Source organism: Mesorhizobium sp. M7A.F.Ca.US.006.01.1.1 (genome assembly GCF_003997935.1).
GTDB lineage: Bacteria > Pseudomonadota > Alphaproteobacteria > Rhizobiales > Rhizobiaceae > Mesorhizobium.
Genome location: NZ_RZQL01000067.1, coordinates 1 through 20,016 on the forward strand (window position 1 = coordinate 1; position 20,016 = coordinate 20,016).

Genomic DNA, 20,016 nt, shown 5'->3' on the forward strand with positions numbered 1-20,016 from the left:
AGAAATTCGCCCATGCCGGGCAGTTCTTCGACCAGGCGCTGGCCATTAGGCCCCGCCTTCTCGGTGCCCGCCTCGGCAAGGTGCGCCTGGCGATCTGGCAGGGCGACGTGCCGCGCGCTCGCGCGATGATCGATGATGTGCTTGGCACCGCGCCTGACAATGTCGAGGCGATGGCTCTCGACGCGCGAATTTCCCTGCTCGAGCAGGATTACACGCGGGCCGAGCAGTCTTTTCAGCGGGTGCTGGCGGTAGATTCGCACAATGCCGAGGCGCTGGTGGGGATCGGCGACCTGCGCCGGGCGCGTGGCGACGACTTCGCCGCGCGGGAAGCCTACCGCCAAGCGCTCGCCATCGAGCCGGGCTCTGCCGATATCGTGCAAAGGCTGGCTGCGCCGCCGCCGCGCAAATGGCGACTCGATCTGGGCAGCGAAGTCAGCGATCTCACCGAGGGGCTTGGCGACTGGACCGACAGTTCGGTTGGCCTTGCCTATCAACTCACCCCGCAGACAACCATTTCAAGCCACACCCGGATGGCGACCCGCTACGGTCGCACCGATGTTCAGATCGACGGCCGCATCGACCAGGCCTTTTCGCCGACGGTTTCGGCCTATGTGCTGGCAGCGGCGACGCCGGATGCCGATTTCCTGGCCCGATATTCGATCGGCGCCGGCGCTTCGTGGCAGATCATGGCGCCCGCGAAAGCGCTCGGTCCGTTCTCGCTCAACATCGATGCTCGCTATGACAATTTCGTCACCGCCGAGGTCACCACAATCTCGCCCTGGGTGCAGGCCTATGTCCTGGACGGCCGGCTGGGGCTTTCGGCCCGTTGGGTTCACGCAGCCGACGATATCGGCACACGCGCCGATGGCTATGTGCTGCGGGCCGATCTTGCAGTCACCCCGGCCGTCAACGTTTTTGGTGGTTATGCAGATGCCCCCGAGATCTCCGACGGCACGCTGGTGCCGACGCGTACCGTCTTTGGCGGCATCTCCTGGGACGCCACCGATCCGCTGACGCTGCGCGGCAGCCTCGCCCATGAGCAGCGCCCGACATTCGACCGAACCATATTCGGGCTCGGCCTAACCACGCGGTTCTGATCATGTTGTACATCTGGCACTTATCCATCCTGCTCAGTGCCCTTTCCCTGGCGATCATGCTTCTACTGATCGTGCGTCGGGTATTGCAGGAGCGCCGGGGGACGACGGGCGCCGATCAGCGGCGCCTTCTTCTGACGGCGCTGATCGCCTTCACCGAAAATCGCGATCGCGAGGCATTGAAGACGGCGCTGCTTGCGGTGCCGGCGAGGGTGGCGGTCGATGCCGGTTTCGAGTTTATTTCGCTGTTGCGCGGCGAGGAGCACGACGAGCTCCTCTCAGCCTTCAACGAATGTGGCCTGCCGGCGCTTGTCAGTACCCAACTGGAAAAAGGCAACGCCGCCGAACGCATCCACGCGACCGAGATGCTGGCGGCGCTGCGTTCGGAAAACGCAGTGGCAAGCCTGCTTTCGGCACTCGACCGCGACGGATCACGCGAGGTCAGGATCGCCGTCGCGATCGCGCTCTGCGATCTCGGCGCCTTGCCGCCGCTCGTCATAACGCTGCGCAAGATCGGCGTGGCGGGACAGCGCTCGCGACGCCTGATCGAGCTTTTCAGGCGCTTTCCGCCGAAGCGGCTCGACGAACTTGAGGATTACGCCAGACTTCAGGGCGCGGTGCCTTTCATTAGAGCGGCCGCAATCGATGCACTTGCCCGCAACGGCGGGTTCCGGTTTGGCGACTTCTTTGCCCGCGCGGCCGGCGATCCGTCATCGGAGGTTGCCGCAGCCGCATTGCGGGCACTCGGGCTGACCGGACATCCCAATGCGACGGCCATCCTGACCAAGGCGATGGAAATTGGCGGCTGGAATGTGCGTGCAGACGCTGCCAATGCGGCGGGCCGCCTCGGCCTGTCTGAACTCGCCGCGCCCCTCGCGCAGCTTATGGACGACGAGGCATGGACTGTGCGCTATGCCGCCGCCAACGCGCTCCGCTCGTTCGGCCAGAAGGGAGAGCAGGTGCTGCGCGAGATCGCCACAAGCGAGGTCTCGCGCCGCCAGCGCACCGCCTCGCTGATCCTTGCCGAGGGGCCGGCCGCCTGATGTTCGACTGGAGCCAAGAGATCGTCCTGGGTGCCTCCATCCTGTCCTGGTTCATCATTGGGGCAGGGCTGGCGCAGACGGCGGTATACCTGCTGCAGCTTATTATTGCCGCCTACGCGCTGTCCAAGCGCCCGCCAGTCGCGCGTTCGGCGCTGCTGTGGCGCCGTTATGGGGACGTCGCGCCGCCAATCGCGCTCCTGGTACCCGCCTACAATGAGGAAGTGAACGTAGTCGAGAGCGTGCACTCGATGCTGGCGCTTGAATATCCGAATTTCGAGGTGATCGTCATAAACGACGGCTCGAAGGACCAGACTCTGCAGCGCCTTATCGAAGGCTTCAAGCTTGTGAAATTCCATCGGCCCTATGAGGAGGCCCTGACGCACAAGCCGATCCGCGGTCTCTATTCCTCGCCGATGACCGAACGGCTGTTTGTGGTTGATAAGGAAAATGGCGGCAAGGCCGATGCCCAGAATGCCGGCGTCAACGTCTGCCGCGCGCCGCTGTTTTGCGTGATCGACGGCGATTCCATCCTCGAGCCCGATGCGCTAATGCGTGCCGCGCAGCCCTTCATCGACGATCCAGAGCGCACCATCGCTGTGGGCGGCACGATCCGGATCGCCAACGGGTCCAGGATCGAAGGTGGCAGGGTGCGTGAGGTCCGGCTGCCGAACCGGCTGCTGCCCCTGTTTCAGGTGGTCGAATATCTGCGGGCCTTTCTCATGGCGCGGCTTGCCTGGAGCCGCATCAACACGCTGATGCTGGTGTCCGGGGCCTTCGGCATGTTCCGCCGCGCCGAAGTGGTAGCGGTTGGCGGCTTCACCGGTGGGTCGATGGGTGAGGACCTCGATCTTGTGATCAAGCTGCATCGTCACATGATGGACACCAAACGCAAATACCGCATCCAGTTCATTCCTGAGCCGGTGTGCTGGACCGAAGCGCCCGAGTCACTCCGCGTTCTTGCCAGACAACGCACGCGCTGGCAGCGCGGTGCGCTCGAATGCTTCTTCCGTTACCGCTCCATGCTCTTCAACCCCCGTTATGGGCGTGTTGGCTTCCTCGGCTTTGGTCACATACTGGTTGTTGATGTGCTGGGGCCGATTTCGGAAGTCCTAGGCTATGTGCTCATTCCGACCTTTTGGCTGCTCGGCATTCTTTCGACCGAGTATCTCTTGGCGTTCACATCGCTGGTTTTCACCTACGGCGTTTGCGTGAGCGTGTGTTCGCTGGTCCTCGAAGAAGCCGAGCTTCAGCGTTTTCCGCGCGCGCGGGACCTCGCCGTGCTCACGGCCGTGGCAGTGATCGAGAACTTCGGCTACCGCCAGCTCAACAATTTATGGCGCGTGAAGGGCTGGTGGCAGTATCTACGCGCCGACCAGAGCTGGGGCGAGATGACCAGGACCGGCCTGACTGGACCTAAGAAGTGAGCCCTTTCGGTTAAGTCACTTCAACGTATGCTCGAGCTGTTCGATAAGCCCGTCGAGTGCGGCATGCACGGCCCCGTCATCCGGCTGCTCGATCAGCAGTGTTTCCAGCGCCGATGCCTGTACGCTGATCTCCGCAAACCCGAACGTTCCCGCGGCTCCGGCGAGCGAGTGCGCGGTCGCAATCAGTGAGGCGTTGGAACCCTTCAAAAGGACTGTGTGCCGCGCCGCCTTCAACTCCGCCAGTTGAGCGGCGCACCTGGCCAGGAAACGTTGCCGTAGGGGGGCGAAGGGATCGTTCAAAGTGGGAGGCGCTCTGCGACCAGGTTTCAGAGACATTCAAGCATAGAATTCGGTGGAGTGAAACGAAGGCTCTCTCTTGTCTGCCCTTGCCGGCGAAGAACTCCGCACTCTCAGCGAACGTTCTTGCTTGGGGCAGGCGGCCCGCAAAATAGTCCCTTCCCATCCGAAAGGCCTCCACGGGGCCTGTAGGAACTGGAATAGTGACCGGCTCCCCGTCGAGCTCGTAGAGACGATTCCCTCACGGCGGATGTCGACAAAGAAGTACTGACCTTCCCTGAGTGCAGTGTTCACCTCCCGGCGGGAGTGGACGGTGACGCTGACGGGTGTCTCCATTCACGCATCAGGCGGTCGGCCGCAGACTGCCAATAGCCGGCGAAATCGGTCAGCTTGCGATTGTTCACCATCACCAGCCTTCAGCGCGTCGTCGAACTCCTCAAGCAGCACCTCCACCGTTCTTGTCAGCTCGCGCTGCTTTGGCGGCGGGAGATGGTCGATGCTGGATTTCATAAACGAGGATCTGTCGTCCATCGGGTATGCTTAGCCGAGACTACGCCTCGAATCCACAGACTGCCTCCCCGGGCAGACGCAATTGAAGTATGTGGAGCTTGCTGGCTCATTCGTTCGCCGCTCAGCAGACCGAGGTTGCCGTCGGTTGCAGCGGTACTCAACCGCATGCTGGCGTGCGCACGCCCGGAGTCTGTCCGACATCAAGTCCGGCAGCTACAATCGGCAACTTCAAAGACCGAAATGCGTTCGATTTCATATCCGCGCACCAACGCCGCATCTATATGGCCGAGTTGGTGCGCTGCGCAGTATCGGCGGCGATATCTTTAGCAGCCGTTTACCGGAGCGCGATAGGTCCTGTGTATGCAATACTGTCGGATGACGTAAGGAACCGCCGTGCCGCACAGAGCAGCAGCCCTAGCCGGCCGTTCTACGCCCCGCCTGCATCGTTTCATGAGCGTGATGCTCGAACTGGCTCCGGGCGTTCTCGTGCCGCGTCAGGAAACGGAGTTGCTCGGACAGAGGGCGCTTGCGATTCTTGGCGATCGCGCGCCCGGCCCGATGGTGATCGACATGTGCTGCGGCTCCGGCAACCTTGCTCTGGCGATCGCCGCGGAAGTTCCGTCGGCCCGCGTCTGGGGGGTGGACGTGACTGACAGCACGGTCGCGCTCGCCCGGAGCAATGCCGAACGCTTGGCCCTTCAGGACCGGGTCACCATCCGGAAAGGGGATCTGTTCGGTGCGCTGGAGGGCGATGGGCTTATCGGCGCAGCGGACATGATTGTCTGCAATCCGCCCTATATCTCGACCGCGCGCCTCGAAGGCGAGAGCGCGCATCTGCTTGAGGGCGAGCCGCGCGAGGCCTTCGACGGGGGGCCTTACGGCATCTCGATCCAACAGCGGCTGATCCGGGACGCAACCGATTTCCTCAAGCCTGATGGCTGGCTGCTGTTCGAGTTCGGGCAGGGGCAGGACCGCCAGGTGGCTGCCCTGATAGCCAGAGCCAAGGTCTATGAACCCGTGACATTCGCCAAGGATGAGGTCGGAATGCCGCGTGTCGCACTCCTCCGCAAGCTTGGGAACGGTTCGCCCGCGATCTCATCCTCCGCGAGTTTGGCATGAGCCAGATTCGTCCCCTGCAGGCTGCGGATATTCCGGCCGTCGCCGGGCTCTTTCAAAGAACCTTCCGGGACGGTGGCAAGCCGCCGCCTCCGGCGCTCGAGACTTATCTGCGCTGGCACTATCTCGAAGGCCCGGTCTGCGATCCGGAGATCGCGTCTCTCGTCCATATTGCGAGCGAAGGCGACATTTCAGGCTTTGTCGGCGTAAATGTGCTGCCGATGAGGCATGGCCAGTGCAAGCTGCGCGCCGCCATCTGTGGTTCGCTCATGGTCGAACCGCGGGCGAACGACCCGATGGCCGGCGCAAGGCTGCTCAGGACATTCCTGGCCGGGCCGCAGGACATCTCCTTCAGCGAAACCGCAAATGCCCTCTCGACGCAGATGTGGACGAAACTGCGCGGGGTCGCCCTGCCGCAATACAGCCTGGACTGGATCCGGGTCATCCGGCCTTCGGCCTTCCTGCTCGATCTAGCCTCGCGGCGAGCCGGCGCCGTGCGCTTGCTTGACCCGCTCGCGCGCGGACTCGATCGCTATCTTCGCGGACGGATGCAGCAGAACGAGATGCGCTGGTCCGGGGTCCCGGAACTCTGGAATGGCAAGGGCGGCCTCAAGGTAGCCGAAATCGATCAAGCCGGTTTTGCGGCTCTTTTGGACCCGTTGACGCGGCAGTTCCCGCTCCGCCCCGACTGGAGCGCCGAGCAGCTTGCGCATATCCTCGCGGAGGCTTCCCAGAAGCCGGACTATGGTGATGCCGTGTTCGCGTCCGTCTCCTCCCCCAGCGGGGCGCTGGTCGGCGCCTTCCTCTATCACACCCGCCCGGGCAGGATGGCGCGCGTGCTGCAGGTTCTGGCCCTGCCGGGGCAAGCTGGTTCCGTCGTCGACTGCTTGATTGGCGATGCGGCGCGGCGCGGCGCCGCCGGCCTGCGCGGCCGGACGCAACCCGCTCTGCTCGCAGCGATGCTGGGCCGGCGGGTCGCCTTCACTCAACCGGCCTCGACCGTGGTGCATTCGCGCGACGAGGAGCTGGTGAACGCGTTTCTGAGCTCGCAAGGCTTCTTCAACGGGCTGGCCGGCGAGCGCTGGAATCGCTTGGCCGGGGAGCAGTTCGAATAGGCCGTCATTTGCCCGCGCGGCGACGTAATCCCGATGGTCGCGCCGATCTCAGCTGGCGATTTCCTCGACGGGGCGGACGAGCTGCGGGCCAAGGTGCAGATGGCGCGTCGCCCGGCGCTTGGCGGCGATATCGGCCCAGACGCGTTCGACCTCGACCGCAGTCAGCTTCGCGGCGGCGCCGACCTCCGCGGCTGAAAGGCCGTTATTCAGGCCGAAGAGGCAAATATCCATGCGGTCATAGGGCAGGGAGAAGTAGAACTCTTCCTGCGTCTGCTCGAGGGAATAGGTGTCGGTCGTCGGCGCCCTGCGGCAGATTTCCTCGGGAATGCCGAGATGGGCGGCAAGCGCATAGACTTGGCTCTTGTAGAGATGGGCGATCGGTTTGACGTCAGCCGCGCCGTCGCCATTCTTCACGAAGAAGCCTTGGTCGTATTCGAGCCGGTTCGGCGTGCCGAGCACGGCGAAATTCAGCCGGTCGGCGTGATAGTACTCGATCTGTTTGCGCGTGCGCTGCTTCATGTTGGTGGCGGCGACGATGCCGAGATAGACCGCCGCCGACATGCGCAGCTTCGTCTGCCGGCCTTCGGGGTCCTGCACCACCAGCGAGGAGATGTTGTAGCCCTCGCCGGCGAGCGAATTGGCGATGACGATCTTTGAGGCCCAGCCCGGCCCGTATTCCGGCACCAGCTCGCGGATGAAGGTATCCCGCCGCTGATAACAACCCATCGCGTGCAGCGTCGGGCCGATATCCTCCACGATCGCTTCGACGCCAAAGGTTTCGGCGGCCAGCCGGCCGAGGCGGAGGCTGTCGGGATCGGAGTCGCTTTCCGGCATGAACAGGCAGAAGACGTTCTTCGCGCCGACGGCTCGGGCGGCGAGCGCGACCGAGACGCTGGAATCGATGCCGCCAGAGAGGCCGAGCACGAGCCCGCGCTTGCGCATGCCGCGTAGCTGCTCGCGCAACCCGGCGACGATGCGATCGGTTTCCGCTGCGTTGTCGAGCGTCAGCGCGTCGGCCGAGAAGGCGGGACGGCTCGGGGCGAGGGAGAGATTCATTGTGCAGTCCCCAACGTTTCGGCCGCCAGCCTTCGGCTGACCTTTCCGGTGTCGGTCTTCGGCAACTCGCGGCGGAACTCGATGAGCTTCGGCACCATGAAATCCTCGAGATGAACGGCGCAGTAGCGAATGATGTCCCGCTCGCTCAGGGTCTCGTCCGAGAGAACGACGAGAGCGGCAATGGCGTGGCCGAGCACCGGATCCGGCACGCCGGTCACCACGGCTTCCACGATGCCTGGATGGGCGTGCAGCACAGTTTCGACTTCCTTCGGGGCGACCTTTTCGCCGCGCGTCTTGATGATGTCGTCCTTGCGGCCAACGAAATAAAGGAAGCCGTCCTCGTCCGTCCGGAACAGGTCACCGGTGTGGAGCCGCCTTTCCCAGGGATGCGGCCCGGGACGCAGCATCTGCTCCGTGGCCACGTCGTTGCGCCAATAGCCCTGCATGACATGCGGGCCGCGGATGACCAACTCGCCCGCCACGCCCGGTGGCATGCGGTTGCCCTCATCGTCGACGACGATCGCTTCCGTGTTGGGAATAGCGATGCCGACGGAACCCGGCCGGCGGTCCAGCTCCTCCGGGGGCAGGTAGGTGCAGCGCTTGCATTCCGTCAGACCGTACATGGAAAAGAGCCGTACGCCGGGGAACAGCTCGCGCAGCCGGGCGATATGCACCGGCGGCAGGGCGGCGGCGGTGTTCGAGATATAGCGAAGGCTCGGCAGGAAACCCGGCGCCAAATCGCGCATCTGCAGGATCAGCGCCGCCATCGTCGGCACCAGCGGGAAACCGGTGACCTTCTCGGCGCGGATGCGCTCGAAAATGGCCTGCGGAAAGGCGAATGATTTTTCGAGGACGAGGGTCGCGCCGAGCTTCGTCGCCATCAGCAGCTGATAGAGGCCGTAGTCGAAAGCCAGGGGCAGGACATTGAGGATGATGTCGTCACGGGTGTTGCGCAGATAGGTCGTGATGGATTCGGCCGCGGCATCGATATTGCGATGCGTCATCATCACGCCCTTGGGGCGGCCGGTGGAGCCCGAGGTGTAGATCAGCATGGCGAGGTCGATATCGATCCCGCCATGGCGAATGGGCACGGGCGCGACCTTGAGACAATCCTCGAAGGAGGCAGCGCCATCCGGCGTATGGCTGGATGGCGCTTGCGTCGACGCGACGAAGAACGGCCGGTCCGACAGCGCACGCGCCTGGATCACGACAGGCATCAGCTTGGCCTGAGTCAGGATCGCCGCAGCCTCGCAATCGTCGATGACATAAGCGAGCTTGTCGGCCTTGGTGGAGGCGTTGATCGGGCTGAAGGTCGCGCCCGCCTTGAGAACCGCGAAGATCGAGACGGCGGCTTCCCAGCAATTGTCCATGAAGACGATCACGCGGTCGCCGCGCTGCACGCCATTCTCGGCGAGAGCGGTCGCAAGCCGGTTCGACAGATCGTCGAGCTCGTCATAGCGCAACCGCTTCCGGTCGGTGACAAGCGCCGTCTTCGCGCCATGCGCGGCCGCGTTCGTGATGAGGAATTGCTCGACCCGCATGAGCTCGGGTCTTCCGCTGCCAGCCGTCACGCCGCGACGAGCGATGCGGTCTTCGCTGTGATGAAGGCCGTGATGCGCGCCAGTGAATCGAGGTTGGCCGGCACGATATCGGCGTCCGCAACTGTGATTCCGCAATGGTCCTCGATAAAGGCCACCAGTTCCAGAACGCCGGTCGAATCGATGATGCCGTTCTCGATCAGCGAGTCCGTATCGGCGAGGGCGTGGGTGGTGTCGCCGAACAGGAAGTTCTCTATGACAAAGGCCTTCACTGCGTCTTGGATCGTATCGGTCATGTCGTTCGCTTTCCTTGGTGGTGTCAGGCGGCCTTTGCGTTGCAAATGCCTGTGCCGGTGAAAGTCGTCAGCCACAGCTGCGTCGACAGGATGCCGACAAAGGCCGCGTTGTCGCGAAAGCCGGAGGCCGGCTGGCGGCTGCATTTCTCATGTAGTTTTGCCACTGCCTTCGGATTGAAGAGCCCGCCGGCGCTGACTGCGGCGTCGCCCAGGGCCGACTGGACATAGTCCCTCGTGCCCGGCCCAACGAAGGACTGGCTATCCGGTGCGCGATAGGGCTGCTTGGTCCGCCGGCCGATGGCGGCCGGCAGCAGGTCTTTGGTCGCCTCCCGCAGAATATGCTTCTCCACGAGCCCCTTCAGCTTCATCTCGGGAGGAAGGCCGGCGGCAAACTCGACCAGATGATGGTCGAGGAAGGGAAAGCGGCCCTCGATGCCGTGGGCCATCGCCATGCGGTCGCCCTGGCTGGACAGGATATAGCCAGGGAGAAGGAAGCGGGCTTCCAGATATTGCGCCTGGTGCAAGGGATGCCAGCGGGCGAACGCCTCGGGCAGCCGCGCGGCGAGCTCCTCGGCGGCGTCATATCCGGACAATGTGGCACGCAGATCGCCCGAGTAGAACAGCTTCGTCGCCGCCGTGCCGTCGAACCTCGGCCGATGGGAGAACAGCGGATCGTCAAGCGTCGCGCCGCTAGCCCCGAAGAAGGAGAACAGGTACTCGGCCGATTGCTGCCTTAGGCCCGGAAGATAGGGGTAGAGCTTGCGGAACAGATGCGGCCGGATGCGGGAGCCGGGCTGTCTCCCGCAAAAGCGCCGAACCCTGGCCTCCTTGAAAATATCGTAGCCGGCAAAGACTTCGTCGGCGCCTTCGCCCGTCAGCACCACTTTCAAACCGGCCTCGCGCACGAGGCTCGAGAGCTTGTAGAGCGGGGCAGGGGCAGTGCGCAGGATCGGCCGCTCCGTGAAACGGATTACGTCGGGGAAGACGGCGGCGATATCGCCTTCCCCGCAGGCGACGGCGCTGTGATGCGTGCCGAGCGCGCGGGCCATCTCGAGCTGGAAGGGGCTCTCGTCATGTTCGGCGCTATCGAAGGTGACCGAGAAGGTCCTGAAACCACCCGGCGCCATGCCCGCCGCCAGCGCCGATGTGATGGAGGAATCGAGGCCGCCAGACAGATAGGCGCCGACTGGCACATCGGCGCGCATGCGCATGCGGGTCGCCTCCGTCAGGAGGGCGCGCAGTTCCTCGGCCGCGGCACGCTCGTCCCCCTGCCGGGGCGGCGTGTCCCGGTCGGGATACTCCAGACTCCAGTAGGGCCGGGTCGAGACGCTGCCCTCTTGCACGATCATCAGGCTTGCGGGTTCGATCTCGTAGATGTTGCGGAAGGGCGTGCGCGGCGCGATCGGGGCCCAGAGCGTGAAGATCTGGTCGAGTGCGACCGGATCAATCTCGGCCGCGACGCCCGGGGCCTGGAGGAGCGCCTTGACCTCCGAGGCGAAGTAAAGCCGTTCGCCCTGCCTTGTATAGAAGAGCGGCCGGACCCCCATGCGGTCGCGCGTCAGAACCATGCGGCGGCGGCGGCCGTCCCAGAGCGCAAAGGCGAAATCGCCGTTGAGCGCGGAGACGCAATCCTCCCCCATCTCGTCATAGAGATGCAGGATCACTTCGGTGTCGCTGGTTGTCCGGAAATGGCGGCCTTTCGCGCGAAGCTGCTCGCGCAATTCCACATAGTTGAAGATCTCGCCGTTGAAGGCGATCGCCAGATCGCCCGTCGCATCGGACATCGGCTGCTGGCCGTCCCCGAGACCGACGATGGACAGCCGCGCATGGCCGAGGCCGGCCGCCTTTGTGGTGAAGAACCCCTGCTCATCGGGGCCGCGATGCGCAATGGCAGCCGTCATCCTTTCAAGGAGCGCCCTCCCATCCCGGACAGTGCCGAAATAGCCGCTAAAACCGCACATGCCGAGATATTTCCAAGTCCACCAGCGCGGCCCGGACTATAGCCGCCAAGATATCGGTAGGTGTTAAATATTTGGGACTATTCATGAGAATGGTAAATTTTGAGCGGCCGCCGACGGCTGATTCCTTGCGTGAGCATTGGATCTGCCGCGAGATGAGGGCAATGAAGCTTTTGGCGTCGTGTTCGCATGATGTTCACGGGGTCTGAGGGGCAGGCCCTCATCGCCTTCTGTCGAGGGCTAGGTCTGGGACTTCTCAAGGTCTGTCGTTGTCGGGGAAAGTGGTCCGCGCGGCAGAATGAAATCTACGACGGTGCCATTGCCGGAATTGAGGCAGGCGTGGCCGCATGCCGCCTTGGCGTAACGGCAAGCGATCTGTACAAGGCAGTCCTCGATGTTCTTGACGGCCGCGGAATTTTTTGCGGCTACCCAATCTATGGCCATTCCTTCGGACTGGGCTGGGGCGGACCATGGTTAGTGCCAGATAACAGCTTCAAGGTTGGAGCCGGGATGGCCATCGCCGTCGAGTGCATGGCGGGCCGCGAAGACGTCGGCTATGTCAAGTTCGAGCACAATTGTCCATCCTGATCGCACCGAGCTCATTTCCACCTGTCCGGCGAGGCTCTGAAGACTTGCCCTCAAACGCATGCCCAAAACACAGCTGGTATTGGTAGCAATCCGAGCGGACCAGGCGAGGCTGCCTCACTGCCGGGTAGCGAGAGAACCCACTTGGTGAACTCACGCGTGCGCCTGACATTCCGGGCACCGTGGACACGCGTCAAGCCGAGAGGATACTGCGCGAGCGATATCGAGTCCATGTCAAGTACCGCAATGTAGAGAACGTCGCGACTGCGCGTTTCTTCCAGTTTTACATGCACGAGGACGAACCAGATATTGTTGCCGAAGGTCGAAACCAGCCGTCGCTGACACTCATGGGAGTATGGCGGTCCCGAACAGGATGCCGTGACGCCCGACCGTGATGATCGGGTCCGGCAGCTTCCACATGGCGGGTCTTTCTTCTGATGCGAGCGACCTGGCGCCAGGCACAATCCCATTGTCCTTCCTCACCCTCGCAGCGGTTGCCGGCTGGCGGCAGCAATGCGCCTGATCTCGGAGTTCGGCAAACTTTACCTTCGCCCGAAAGCGGACGGTCTGCCAAAGGTAACATGACTGCGTTGCTGGACGACGGGCCTGATCCAGCAATGACCCCGTATGTCAGGTTCCAACAGTATGGGAGGTTGTCCTGTCGATTGTCATTGCCGTCGTCCTTCTTACTGCTCACATGCACGCAACTGCGGCGATGAGTTGTCGGACCGGCTGGATCCTATAAAAAGCCGGCCTTTCTGAAGCCGGAGAGGAAGTGTTCGAAGGAAGATGGGTCTGCGAAGGGAAGGTGGGCAAGGTAGCCAAGCGAGAGGTCCGGTTGCAGCCTCAGTGTGGCTTCGACTGCGACATGCGCGTTTTCCATCTCGCCTAGATGGGCGTAGGCCGCCGCGAGAAAGGCATGGATGAAGAACTGGTCGCCGGCCTTCCGATAAGCGTCGATGGCGTCGGCGTATCGGCCGAGCAGGAAGAGCGCGCTTCCCTTCACCTCCCAGAACCAGACCGGGGGCAACGGGTCGAGCAGTATGGCCCTTTCGAGGACCGCCAAGGACTGCTGAGGCTGGCCGCCGTAGTTGAGCCAGCTTGCATAGTCTCCGGCAATGTTGACGTCGTGCGGATTGAGCGTACGGGCCTGCTGGAAATGCAGTCCGGCATCCCCATGCTGGCGCATATGTACAAGCACGAGACCCATGCTCTGGTTGCAGATGCCGTCATTCCGGTCGAGCAGGAGCGCTGTGCGCGCAGACCGCAAGGCACTTTGCAGCGTACGAGGATCGCGGTCGTACCAGAATCGCGCAACCAGGCACTGCGCTAGATAGGCATGCCCTTGAGCAAAAGTCGGATCGAGTTCGGCGCTCCGGGTAAACATGGATTCGCCCTTGTCCATTTCATACTGATGGTAGTGCGCGCGACCCTGCAAGTAGTAGTCGTAGGCGGCCCAATCGGCCGGCGGCGTTCGCCGCGAGCGGCTAGTCGCATCTGCCTCGGCGGCGCCTTGGACGGTTGAAGCCACGAGGGCCGCCACCTCCTCCTGAACCGAAAAGATGTCCTCAAGCGCCCTGTCGTAGCGTTGAGCCCACAAATGGAAGCCGCTGGCCCCGTCGATCAGCTGCGCCGTGATCCGGATACGGCTCCCGAGCCGTCGCACGCTGCCCTCGACGAGGTAGCGCGCGCCGAGTTGCCGGTGGACTTCCGCGCCCTCCGGCGCTGGCCCACGAAACTGAAAAGATGAATTACGCGCGATCACCACGAGCGACCGGTAACGCGCCAGTTCAGTGATGATATCTTCGGTGATGCCGTCGCTCAGATAATGCTGGTCCTGATCGCCGCTCAAATTGGCGAAGGGCAGCACGGCAATGGTGGGTTTGCCGGACGGCGCGATTGGTCGCTGCACTGAACCTTCCACGCGCTCGACAGGCGCGGTGAAGCGGTAGCCGACGCGAGGCACGGTGGCGATCCAGTCGCCACCTTGGTCGGTGGGGCCGAGCGCCTTCCTCAGCGTCGCAATCTGGACGGTGAGATTGCTTTCCTCGACCGCTAGGCCCGGCCAGGCAGCTTCCATCAGCTCGGCCTTGGTCAGGATGTCGCCGGGCCGGGCCGCAAGCGTGGCGAGCAGCGTGATGCCGCGATGCCCGATGGAGATCGGTATTTCATGTCGCAGGAGCGTCCCCTTCTCAGGGTCGAGCACGAACGGACCAAAGGTGAGGTGAACCCGTTGCATCCCGCCATATTAAACGTTTCGGAATTTTTCGGAACAGTTTCGGCCGCGCTTTAGTACGCAGGTCCGCTCGTCCGCCAAAGTAGCGTTATCGATTTTAGCAGCACCAAGAAAGGACGAGCCAAATGAGCACGCAGCTTTCTCTTACCTCAAGACTCTACCAGTCTCTCTGGAGCGAACAGCCGACGTGGACGACTGAACCGGTATCGGTCTGGGCGAGACTCTTCGCCCTGCGCGGCCTGGTCGCGGTCTGGCGCGAGCGCAAGTACTATCGCGAGGAACTGAAGCGACTGGCGGAAGATGGGCCTCAGCGGATCGACGACGTCGGTCTCACCCTGGCTGCCGTCGAGGCGGAACTTCAAAAGCCGTTCTGGAAGGCGTGATTTGCATCCATAGCTGTGAACGATTGTCTGCACAGGGCCAGCAAACTCCGCAAGTACTGTCTCATCGACGCCGCAAAGACACGACCGGCATGTTCTATCAGTAGCCGATCAAGGACCTGCCTGTAGGCCGTGGTAGGTGCAGCAATGCTCCGCTCATCCTGGCCTGCCGGCCGGACCTCGGCGGCCAATTCTGCCGCCAGAATTGTAATCATTCTTGGTCCGGCATTTGAGGGAAGGACCAACCTGTAACCGCGCGTCGGCACTGTCTGCACGACGGCCTGGCGACTGTCGTGAGCGCCGCACGGATCTCGTGAATGCATTGGACCAGGCTGTCATCGGTGACGGCTAGCCCGTTCCAGACCGCCGTCATCAACTCGTCCTTGGTGATGACGCGATCAGCGTTCTCCAGAAGGTGGCGAAATACCGCGAAGGTCTGGTGGCGAACTGCGATTGTCCTGTTGAATTGGTCGCGCAAGGTCTCCCTACTCACGTCGGCGGTTACGCCGTTGAGTACGAACGTTGTAGGCGGCGAGCTATTCAAGCCGGTTCCCCTCAAGCACGAAGCCGCAGTCCAATACTAGCACGGTTTCGCGCTGCGAAGACTGATCATCATCCAGCGCGTGCGGGGAGCTCGGATTTCGGCGAATGATCGTAAGCCGTTCGTGACTTGGCAAATGCCCAGGCGAGAGTCGCTACCGTACGCCGACTTGAATTGTGCGTTAGTGCATTGGCAGGATGTTCTGGTTGAGGCGGAACAGATTGTCCGGATCGTATCTGTGCTTGATCTTGGCGAGCCTCCCATAGGCTTCGGCTCCCAAGGCGTCGCGTACGAGGTCCGCTCCTTCGCCATGGCCGGGGAAGTTCAGATAGAGGCGCCCGGTCGAGTAGCGCTGCACGTCCTGCCAGAAGCTGCGAACCCAGCTGATGTTCGCGTCGTCCTCATCAGCGCCTGGCCAGATGGCATCGAGGCTGAGCATGAAGGGCATGGACCGGTCACCGAAGGCAGTGGCATCGGCTGCAACGCGCTGGACGAAACCGCCGAACTTCCAGATCGAGGCGAAGGTCATTTCGGAGGGCCGCTTCGCCATCCGCGCGGTGATCTCCCCGATGACCTCGTCGTCGAGGCGCGAGAGGTAGGTGGATTTCCAGTAGCAACGGTCGCGGCCTTTCGGGAACAGGCCGTCATAGAGCGACTGGATGGTGCGATACGGCATGCGGCCGCTGAAATCGACAAGCGGTGCTCCAAAACTGCGTAAGGGCGCCACGACCCGCTCGCCCTCGTCGGCCAGTCCGTCATAGACATGCGCAAGCGCCAGGACGCGCCGGCCCCTTGCACGCTCGGGAATCGAGGGATCGTTCGGCAGCGTGGAGAATTCCGCTAGGCCGCTCAGGCGATCGGGTGCGGTCTCAGATCGGCCGCCAGCAGATTGTCGACGCTGAGGCCGTGGCTGCCGCGCAGCCAGCCGATGCCGCCGGAAAGAGTCAGGCCGGCAACGCCCGTCGCCGAAATCAGGCCGCCCGGCGTGGCGCGACCAAGCGGGGTGGTGGCCGCATCGACATCGGCCCAAATAGCGCCGCCCTCGACGAAGACACGATCGAGGCCGGGCGCGACCCGCACGCCATTCATCAGCGACATGTCGATCATCAGGCCGCCGTCGCAGACGGCGTAGCCTGCAACATTGTGGCCTCCGGAGCGGATCGCGATCGCCAGCCGCTCTTCGCGCGCGAAATTCACCGACGCCTCGACATCGGCAAAACTCCGGCAGCGCGCGATGAGAGCGGGACGTCGGTCGATCATGCCGTTCCAGACGATCCGCGTCGTGTCATAGGATGGGCTCGACGGCTCCAGCAGCTCGCCGCGCATGATGGAACGGAAGCTTTCGATGCTCGATGCTGCAAGGGTAGCGGTGGCGGCCATGTGGCGGTCTCCTCGTTTCACACACGCTAGCGCGGCGCGGGCAGGGCCGCTAAAGTCGAAAATGCTGAAAGGCGGTCATTTCTGCCATGGTTGAACAGATCGGCCCATTGAATGTGGCGATCCTTGCCGTTCCGGAGGCTACCGCCTCCACGATCTACGGCATGTTCGACCTGTTTTCCTCGCCCGGCAGGGATTTCCTGTTCATAACCAGCGGTGCGGCGGGCACGCCGCGCATGCGGCCCTATGTGGTTGCTGGGGACGGCAGCCCGTTTCGCGCTGCAAACGGCATCTGGATGCGCCCAGATCACAGCCTTGCCGATTGCCCGCCACCCGACATCGTCTGTATTCCAGATTTCTTCGTCAATCCGGGAGAAAGCGTCGCCGGGCAGTATGACGCCGAAGCCGCATGGCTGAAGCGAGCGCATGACGACGGCGCCATGCTGGCCAGCGCTTGTTCGGGCGCGGTGCTGCTCGGCGAGGCCGGGCTACTCGACAATCGCGATGCCACCATTCACTGGGGCTATGTCGAGACGCTCACGAACAACTATCCCGGCGTTAAGGTGAAGCCGGGCCAGTCACTCGTGCTGACCGGCGAGGCCCACCGCATCGTCATGGCCGGGGGCGGCTCGAGCTGGGAGGATCTCGCCCTCTATCTGATCGCGCGCTTCGTCAGCCTCAAGGAGGCGATGCAGGTCGCCAAGGTCTACATGCTGCAGTGGCACGACATGGGCCAACAGCCCTTCGCCGCGCTGATGCGCTTTCGCCAGACCGACGACGCGGTGATCAACCGCTGCCAGAAATGGGCCGAAGGCAACTACCGGACGCCCTCGCCCGTCGCCGCCATGACCAAGTTGTCAGGCCTGTCCGAGCGCTCCTTCGTGCGCCGCTTCGCCAAGGCCACGGAAATGAAGGCAATCGACTACATCCACGCGCTCAGGCTCGAGCAAGCCAAGCAGATGCTGGAGACCGGCGATCTCCCGGTCGAAGCGGTGGCGAGTGAAGTCGGCTATGAGGATGCGAGTTTTTTCGGGCGTCTCTTCCGCCGCAAGGTCGGGGTGACGCCGGCGCAATATCGCATTCGCTTCGGTGCTCTCCGGCGAGCATTGAGCCGCGATTGAATCTCAACCATCGCGGCGCGATGCCGATATTCCGCTTTGCGCCTCAAGTCAGCCGTTGAGCTGGCCCCAGCGGAATCCCAAAAGCAGAAATTCGAGCGATCAGGCGAACCGGCACGTTCCCACCCAGAACCGGACGCCCAGCGGTCATTAACGATGGGTTCGAGCTCCAGCCGCAAAGTAAGCGAGCTGGTCGGCATAGAGCTTCTTGAAGGCCCGGGCGAGCCCAGGCGCGTTCAACGTACGCTCAGAAAGTTCCATCTTAGCCTGAGAAGTACGTTCAGCTTGTCTAGCTGCGGGACATATGAACCGCGACACGATTTCGTCCTTCCGATTTGGCACGAAATAGGGCCAAATCGGCAGCATTGACGAAATCATTTGGCGTCTCGTCCGCGGTGGGCACCGCTGTTGCAACCCCGACGCTGATGGTCACACGATCCGGGCCGTGGGGTATGTTCAACTCCCGCACGCCCTGGACGAGCCGCTCTGCGATCGCACTGGATTGTTCCAGTAAAGTGTCGACCAGCACGACCACGAACTCTTCGCCTCCGTACCGCGCAGCTAGGTCGGTGGAGCGGCCGGAACCGCTCTGGATTACGCGGGCGATTTGCTTGAGCACCTCATCGCCGGCCATATGGCCATAGGTATCGTTGTATCGTTTGAAGTTGTCGGCATCAATCATCAACAGCGACAATGGGGACTGTGCGCGAAAAGCGCGCTTCCATTCGGCCGCCAGATATTCATCAAAATAGCGCCTGTTGCCGAGGCCCGTCAGGCCATCGATCCGCGTCAGACGTTCAAGCTCGAGATTTGCACCGATCAGCTGTCGCTGGCTTTCCCTCAGCGCTCGGTATGCCGCGTCTCGCTGGACGTGATCCAGATAAGCCCGCGTGTGATATCGAATACGTGCAATCAGCTCGATACGATCCGGCAGTTTGACGAGATAGTCGTTCGCTCCCGCAGCGAAGGCTTCACCCTTGGTGGCTGGATCTTCCTTGCTCGACAGCACAATGACTGGGACCGCGCGCGTCGACGCATGCTTCCTGTATTCTCGCACCAGATGCAGCCCATCGACGCCGGGCATGACGAGATCCTGCAGGATAACGGTTGGCTTTACCTCATCCGCGACTGTCATTGCTCTCAACGGGTCGGTGCAGAAGTGTAAGGAAATATCGGGCTCGTTGGCTAAAGCACGCCTGACCGCCTCGCAAACCATGATCTGATCATCGATGAGCAGAACCATGGATGAATAGTTATCTGCGAGTGGCGGGACCAGCTCTGGTTCTTGCGTCATCTGACGAGCCCTTTCACGTGGAGCGTTCGCAGGCTTCGATTATACGTGAGCCGATCGCACTCAAAGGAAGAATATCAACAGCCGCGCCGATGTCGGCAGCGGCCTTCGGCATGCCATAGACGGCACTCGTTGCTCTATCCTGCGCGATTGTGAGATGCCCCTTGTCGCGGAGCTGTCTTAGCCCGCGCGCACCATCTCTGCCCATGCCTGTGAGCAGGACACCAATCACCGAGCCAGGCCACCATTGCGCCGCACTTTCGAAGAACACATCCACGGACGGCCGATAAACATTGTCCTTGGGGCTGGGCGTATAGCCAAGTTGCTGAGCTGATTTGAAAACCAGATGATCCGCAGAACTGGCTACGAGAACAGTGCCCGCTTGAGGACTATCCTTTTCCCGCGCCGGACGGATCGGGAGAGGCGTATGCTGTCCCAGCCAATCAGTAAGCCCCGGCACGAACTGAGCATCGAGATGCTGGACGAGCACGATCGCGCCGTCAAAATCAACGGGAAACGCACTCAGGACTGCGGCAACGGCGGCCGGCCCGCCCGCGGAGGCGCCGATTGCAATTAAGCGTCGAGGTGTCGGCTCAGCGTCACGTGACATCCGCCTTTTTGTCTTGGCCGGCGCATCACCGATCAGCTTGCCGATCGTCGCAATCTTGTTCGTTAGAAGCCGTGCGGATTGCGAGGACGCGTTACCTTCGATGCCTACTGACGGAATATCGACCGCGTCAAGCGCGCCATGACCCATTGCTTCGTAGACACCGGCGAGGTTGGCTTCGATACTGGCGGTCACCAGCAAGATTGAGCACGGGGTTTCCGCCATGATTCTGCGCGTCGCTTCCACGCCGTCCATCTCTGGCATCGCTAGATCCATGAGTATCAGATCCGGCAGATCACGTCTGCAGACCTCGACCGCCTCACGCCCATTGGTCGCGACCCATGCGACCTGATGTTCGCCGGTCGACAAGACCAGCCGGCGCAGAAGCTCAACCGCCATCGGCATGTCGTTGACTACGCCGATTCTCATTCGTT

At 62.6% G+C, this 20,016-nt stretch carries 19 protein-coding genes and 1 pseudogene; 8 read left to right on the plus strand and 12 right to left on the minus strand.

Features of this window, described 5'->3' with window-relative positions; all coding sequences use genetic code 11:
- From EN943_RS13960 to EN943_RS13970, 3 genes are all read left to right on the plus strand, one after another.
- The coding region (locus tag EN943_RS13960; protein ID WP_127413015.1) for a YaiO family outer membrane beta-barrel protein at positions 1-1,097 on the plus strand (1,097 nt) is incomplete at its 5' end.
- A 2-nt stretch (positions 1,098-1,099) separates the two neighbouring features.
- Entirely contained in the window at positions 1,100-2,137 is a 1,038-nt protein-coding gene (locus EN943_RS13965; protein WP_127413016.1) for a HEAT repeat domain-containing protein, read from the plus strand.
- Complete coding sequence (locus tag EN943_RS13970) at positions 2,137-3,561, plus strand: glycosyltransferase family 2 protein (protein ID WP_013525350.1); 1,425 nt, start codon at positions 2,137-2,139, stop codon at positions 3,559-3,561. Before EN943_RS13965 ends, EN943_RS13970 begins: the two co-directional genes overlap by 1 nt.
- Before the next feature lie 15 nt (positions 3,562-3,576).
- Here EN943_RS13970 and EN943_RS13975 read toward each other — a convergent pair whose 3' ends face one another.
- Positions 3,577-3,861 (minus strand): Hpt domain-containing protein, encoded by a 285-nt coding sequence (locus EN943_RS13975; protein ID WP_063170508.1) that lies wholly within the window; start codon positions 3,859-3,861, stop codon positions 3,577-3,579.
- Positions 3,862-4,063: 202 nt separating this feature from the next.
- A pseudogene (locus tag EN943_RS13980) lies at positions 4,064-4,368 on the minus strand (nucleotidyltransferase); the annotation flags it as partial.
- Between the two features lie 450 nt (positions 4,369-4,818).
- Between EN943_RS13980 and EN943_RS13985 the strand changes: the two are divergent.
- Both EN943_RS13985 and EN943_RS13990 read left to right on the plus strand, forming a co-directional pair.
- A complete protein-coding gene (locus EN943_RS13985) occupies positions 4,819-5,487 on the plus strand; it encodes a HemK/PrmC family methyltransferase (protein ID WP_245475847.1) in 669 nt (222 codons plus the stop codon).
- Complete coding sequence (locus EN943_RS13990) at positions 5,484-6,599, plus strand: hypothetical protein (protein ID WP_127413018.1); 1,116 nt, start codon at positions 5,484-5,486, stop codon at positions 6,597-6,599. The genes EN943_RS13985 and EN943_RS13990 overlap by 4 nt, the downstream gene beginning before the upstream one ends.
- 48 nt (positions 6,600-6,647) lie before the next feature.
- On the opposite strand, the gene nadE is transcribed toward EN943_RS13990, so the two are convergent.
- From nadE to asnB, 4 genes are read right to left on the minus strand one after another with little or no spacing between them, the layout of a single operon-like run.
- Complete coding sequence (gene nadE, locus EN943_RS13995; protein ID WP_127413019.1) at positions 6,648-7,655, minus strand: NAD(+) synthase; 1,008 nt, start codon at positions 7,653-7,655, stop codon at positions 6,648-6,650.
- Positions 7,652-9,196 carry a class I adenylate-forming enzyme family protein gene (locus EN943_RS14000; RefSeq protein ID WP_127413020.1) on the minus strand — a complete coding sequence of 515 codons (1,545 nt, stop codon included), beginning with the start codon at positions 9,194-9,196 and terminating at the stop codon, positions 7,652-7,654. Before EN943_RS14000 ends, nadE begins: the two co-directional genes overlap by 4 nt.
- A 26-nt stretch (positions 9,197-9,222) precedes the next feature.
- Positions 9,223-9,489, minus strand: coding sequence for an acyl carrier protein (locus EN943_RS14005; RefSeq protein WP_013525356.1), 267 nt, complete (start codon positions 9,487-9,489; stop codon positions 9,223-9,225).
- A gap of 23 nt (positions 9,490-9,512) precedes the next feature.
- Positions 9,513-11,450, minus strand: a complete 1,938-nt coding sequence (gene asnB / locus EN943_RS14010; RefSeq protein ID WP_127413021.1) for an asparagine synthase (glutamine-hydrolyzing) — start codon at positions 11,448-11,450, stop codon at positions 9,513-9,515.
- A 186-nt stretch (positions 11,451-11,636) separates the two neighbouring features.
- Between asnB and EN943_RS14015 the strand changes: the two genes are divergently transcribed.
- Positions 11,637-12,035, plus strand: a complete 399-nt coding sequence (locus EN943_RS14015; protein WP_024505323.1) for a M24 family metallopeptidase — start codon at positions 11,637-11,639, stop codon at positions 12,033-12,035.
- 736 nt (positions 12,036-12,771) lie between these two features.
- Here EN943_RS14015 and EN943_RS14020 read toward each other — a convergent pair.
- Positions 12,772-14,271, minus strand: coding sequence for a winged helix-turn-helix domain-containing tetratricopeptide repeat protein (locus EN943_RS14020; protein WP_063170503.1), 1,500 nt, complete (start codon positions 14,269-14,271; stop codon positions 12,772-12,774).
- Positions 14,272-14,393: 122 nt separating this feature from the next.
- Here EN943_RS14020 and EN943_RS38335 point away from each other — a divergent pair, with 122 nt between their 5' ends.
- The gene (locus tag EN943_RS38335) at positions 14,394-14,651 is read left to right on the plus strand and encodes a hypothetical protein (RefSeq protein WP_013525360.1); all 258 of its coding nucleotides are present in this window, start codon (positions 14,394-14,396) and stop codon (positions 14,649-14,651) included.
- Between the two features lie 208 nt (positions 14,652-14,859).
- On the opposite strand, the gene EN943_RS38340 is transcribed toward EN943_RS38335, so the two are convergent.
- From EN943_RS38340 to EN943_RS37645, 3 genes are all read right to left on the minus strand, one after another.
- Positions 14,860-15,141 carry a winged helix-turn-helix domain-containing protein gene (locus tag EN943_RS38340; RefSeq protein ID WP_245265406.1) on the minus strand — a complete coding sequence of 94 codons (282 nt, stop codon included), beginning with the start codon at positions 15,139-15,141 and terminating at the stop codon, positions 14,860-14,862.
- Positions 15,142-15,370: 229 nt separating this feature from the next.
- Positions 15,371-15,916 carry a BBE domain-containing protein gene (locus tag EN943_RS37640; RefSeq protein ID WP_164778189.1) on the minus strand — a complete coding sequence of 182 codons (546 nt, stop codon included), beginning with the start codon at positions 15,914-15,916 and terminating at the stop codon, positions 15,371-15,373.
- A gap of 122 nt (positions 15,917-16,038) precedes the next feature.
- Complete coding sequence (locus EN943_RS37645; protein ID WP_164778190.1) at positions 16,039-16,569, minus strand: FAD-dependent oxidoreductase; 531 nt, start codon at positions 16,567-16,569, stop codon at positions 16,039-16,041.
- 86 nt (positions 16,570-16,655) lie between these two features.
- Here EN943_RS37645 and EN943_RS14040 point away from each other — a divergent pair, with 86 nt between their 5' ends.
- Positions 16,656-17,687: a helix-turn-helix domain-containing protein gene (locus EN943_RS14040; protein ID WP_024505318.1), complete on the plus strand. Its 1,032-nt coding sequence runs from the start codon at positions 16,656-16,658 to the stop codon at positions 17,685-17,687.
- Between the two features lie 286 nt (positions 17,688-17,973).
- On the opposite strand, the gene EN943_RS14045 is transcribed toward EN943_RS14040, so the two are convergent.
- Both EN943_RS14045 and EN943_RS14050 read right to left on the minus strand, forming a co-directional pair.
- Entirely contained in the window at positions 17,974-18,927 is a 954-nt protein-coding gene (locus EN943_RS14045; protein ID WP_275954888.1) for a PleD family two-component system response regulator, read from the minus strand.
- A 64-nt stretch (positions 18,928-18,991) separates the two neighbouring features.
- Complete coding sequence (locus EN943_RS14050) at positions 18,992-20,011, minus strand: chemotaxis response regulator protein-glutamate methylesterase (protein ID WP_013525364.1); 1,020 nt, start codon at positions 20,009-20,011, stop codon at positions 18,992-18,994.
- Between the last annotated feature and the right edge of the window lie 5 nt (positions 20,012-20,016).

What these genes read in the sequence shown, in the direction of transcription:
- EN943_RS14050 (WP_013525364.1), bottom strand. Translation starts at nt 20,011, where the DNA reads ATGAGAATCGGCGTAGTCAACGACATGCCGATGGCGGTTGAGCTTCTG.
- nadE (WP_127413019.1), bottom strand. Translation starts at nt 7,655, where the DNA reads ATGAATCTCTCCCTCGCCCCGAGCCGTCCCGCCTTCTCGGCCGACGCG.
- asnB (WP_127413021.1), bottom strand. Translation starts at nt 11,450, where the DNA reads ATGTGCGGTTTTAGCGGCTATTTCGGCACTGTCCGGGATGGGAGGGCG.
- EN943_RS14045 (WP_275954888.1), bottom strand. Translation starts at nt 18,927, where the DNA reads ATGGTTCTGCTCATCGATGATCAGATCATGGTTTGCGAGGCGGTCAGG.
- EN943_RS13990 (WP_127413018.1), top strand. Translation starts at nt 5,484, where the DNA reads ATGAGCCAGATTCGTCCCCTGCAGGCTGCGGATATTCCGGCCGTCGCC.
- EN943_RS14040 (WP_024505318.1), top strand. Translation starts at nt 16,656, where the DNA reads ATGGTTGAACAGATCGGCCCATTGAATGTGGCGATCCTTGCCGTTCCG.
- EN943_RS14015 (WP_024505323.1), top strand. Translation starts at nt 11,637, where the DNA reads ATGATGTTCACGGGGTCTGAGGGGCAGGCCCTCATCGCCTTCTGTCGA.
- EN943_RS14020 (WP_063170503.1), bottom strand. Translation starts at nt 14,271, where the DNA reads ATGCAACGGGTTCACCTCACCTTTGGTCCGTTCGTGCTCGACCCTGAG.
- EN943_RS13965 (WP_127413016.1), top strand. Translation starts at nt 1,100, where the DNA reads ATGTTGTACATCTGGCACTTATCCATCCTGCTCAGTGCCCTTTCCCTG.
- EN943_RS37645 (WP_164778190.1), bottom strand. Translation starts at nt 16,569, where the DNA reads ATGGCCGCCACCGCTACCCTTGCAGCATCGAGCATCGAAAGCTTCCGT.
- EN943_RS14000 (WP_127413020.1), bottom strand. Translation starts at nt 9,196, where the DNA reads ATGCGGGTCGAGCAATTCCTCATCACGAACGCGGCCGCGCATGGCGCG.
- EN943_RS14005 (WP_013525356.1), bottom strand. Translation starts at nt 9,489, where the DNA reads ATGACCGATACGATCCAAGACGCAGTGAAGGCCTTTGTCATAGAGAAC.
- EN943_RS13985 (WP_245475847.1), top strand. Translation starts at nt 4,819, where the DNA reads ATGAGCGTGATGCTCGAACTGGCTCCGGGCGTTCTCGTGCCGCGTCAG.
- EN943_RS13970 (WP_013525350.1), top strand. Translation starts at nt 2,137, where the DNA reads ATGTTCGACTGGAGCCAAGAGATCGTCCTGGGTGCCTCCATCCTGTCC.
- EN943_RS38335 (WP_013525360.1), top strand. Translation starts at nt 14,394, where the DNA reads ATGAGCACGCAGCTTTCTCTTACCTCAAGACTCTACCAGTCTCTCTGG.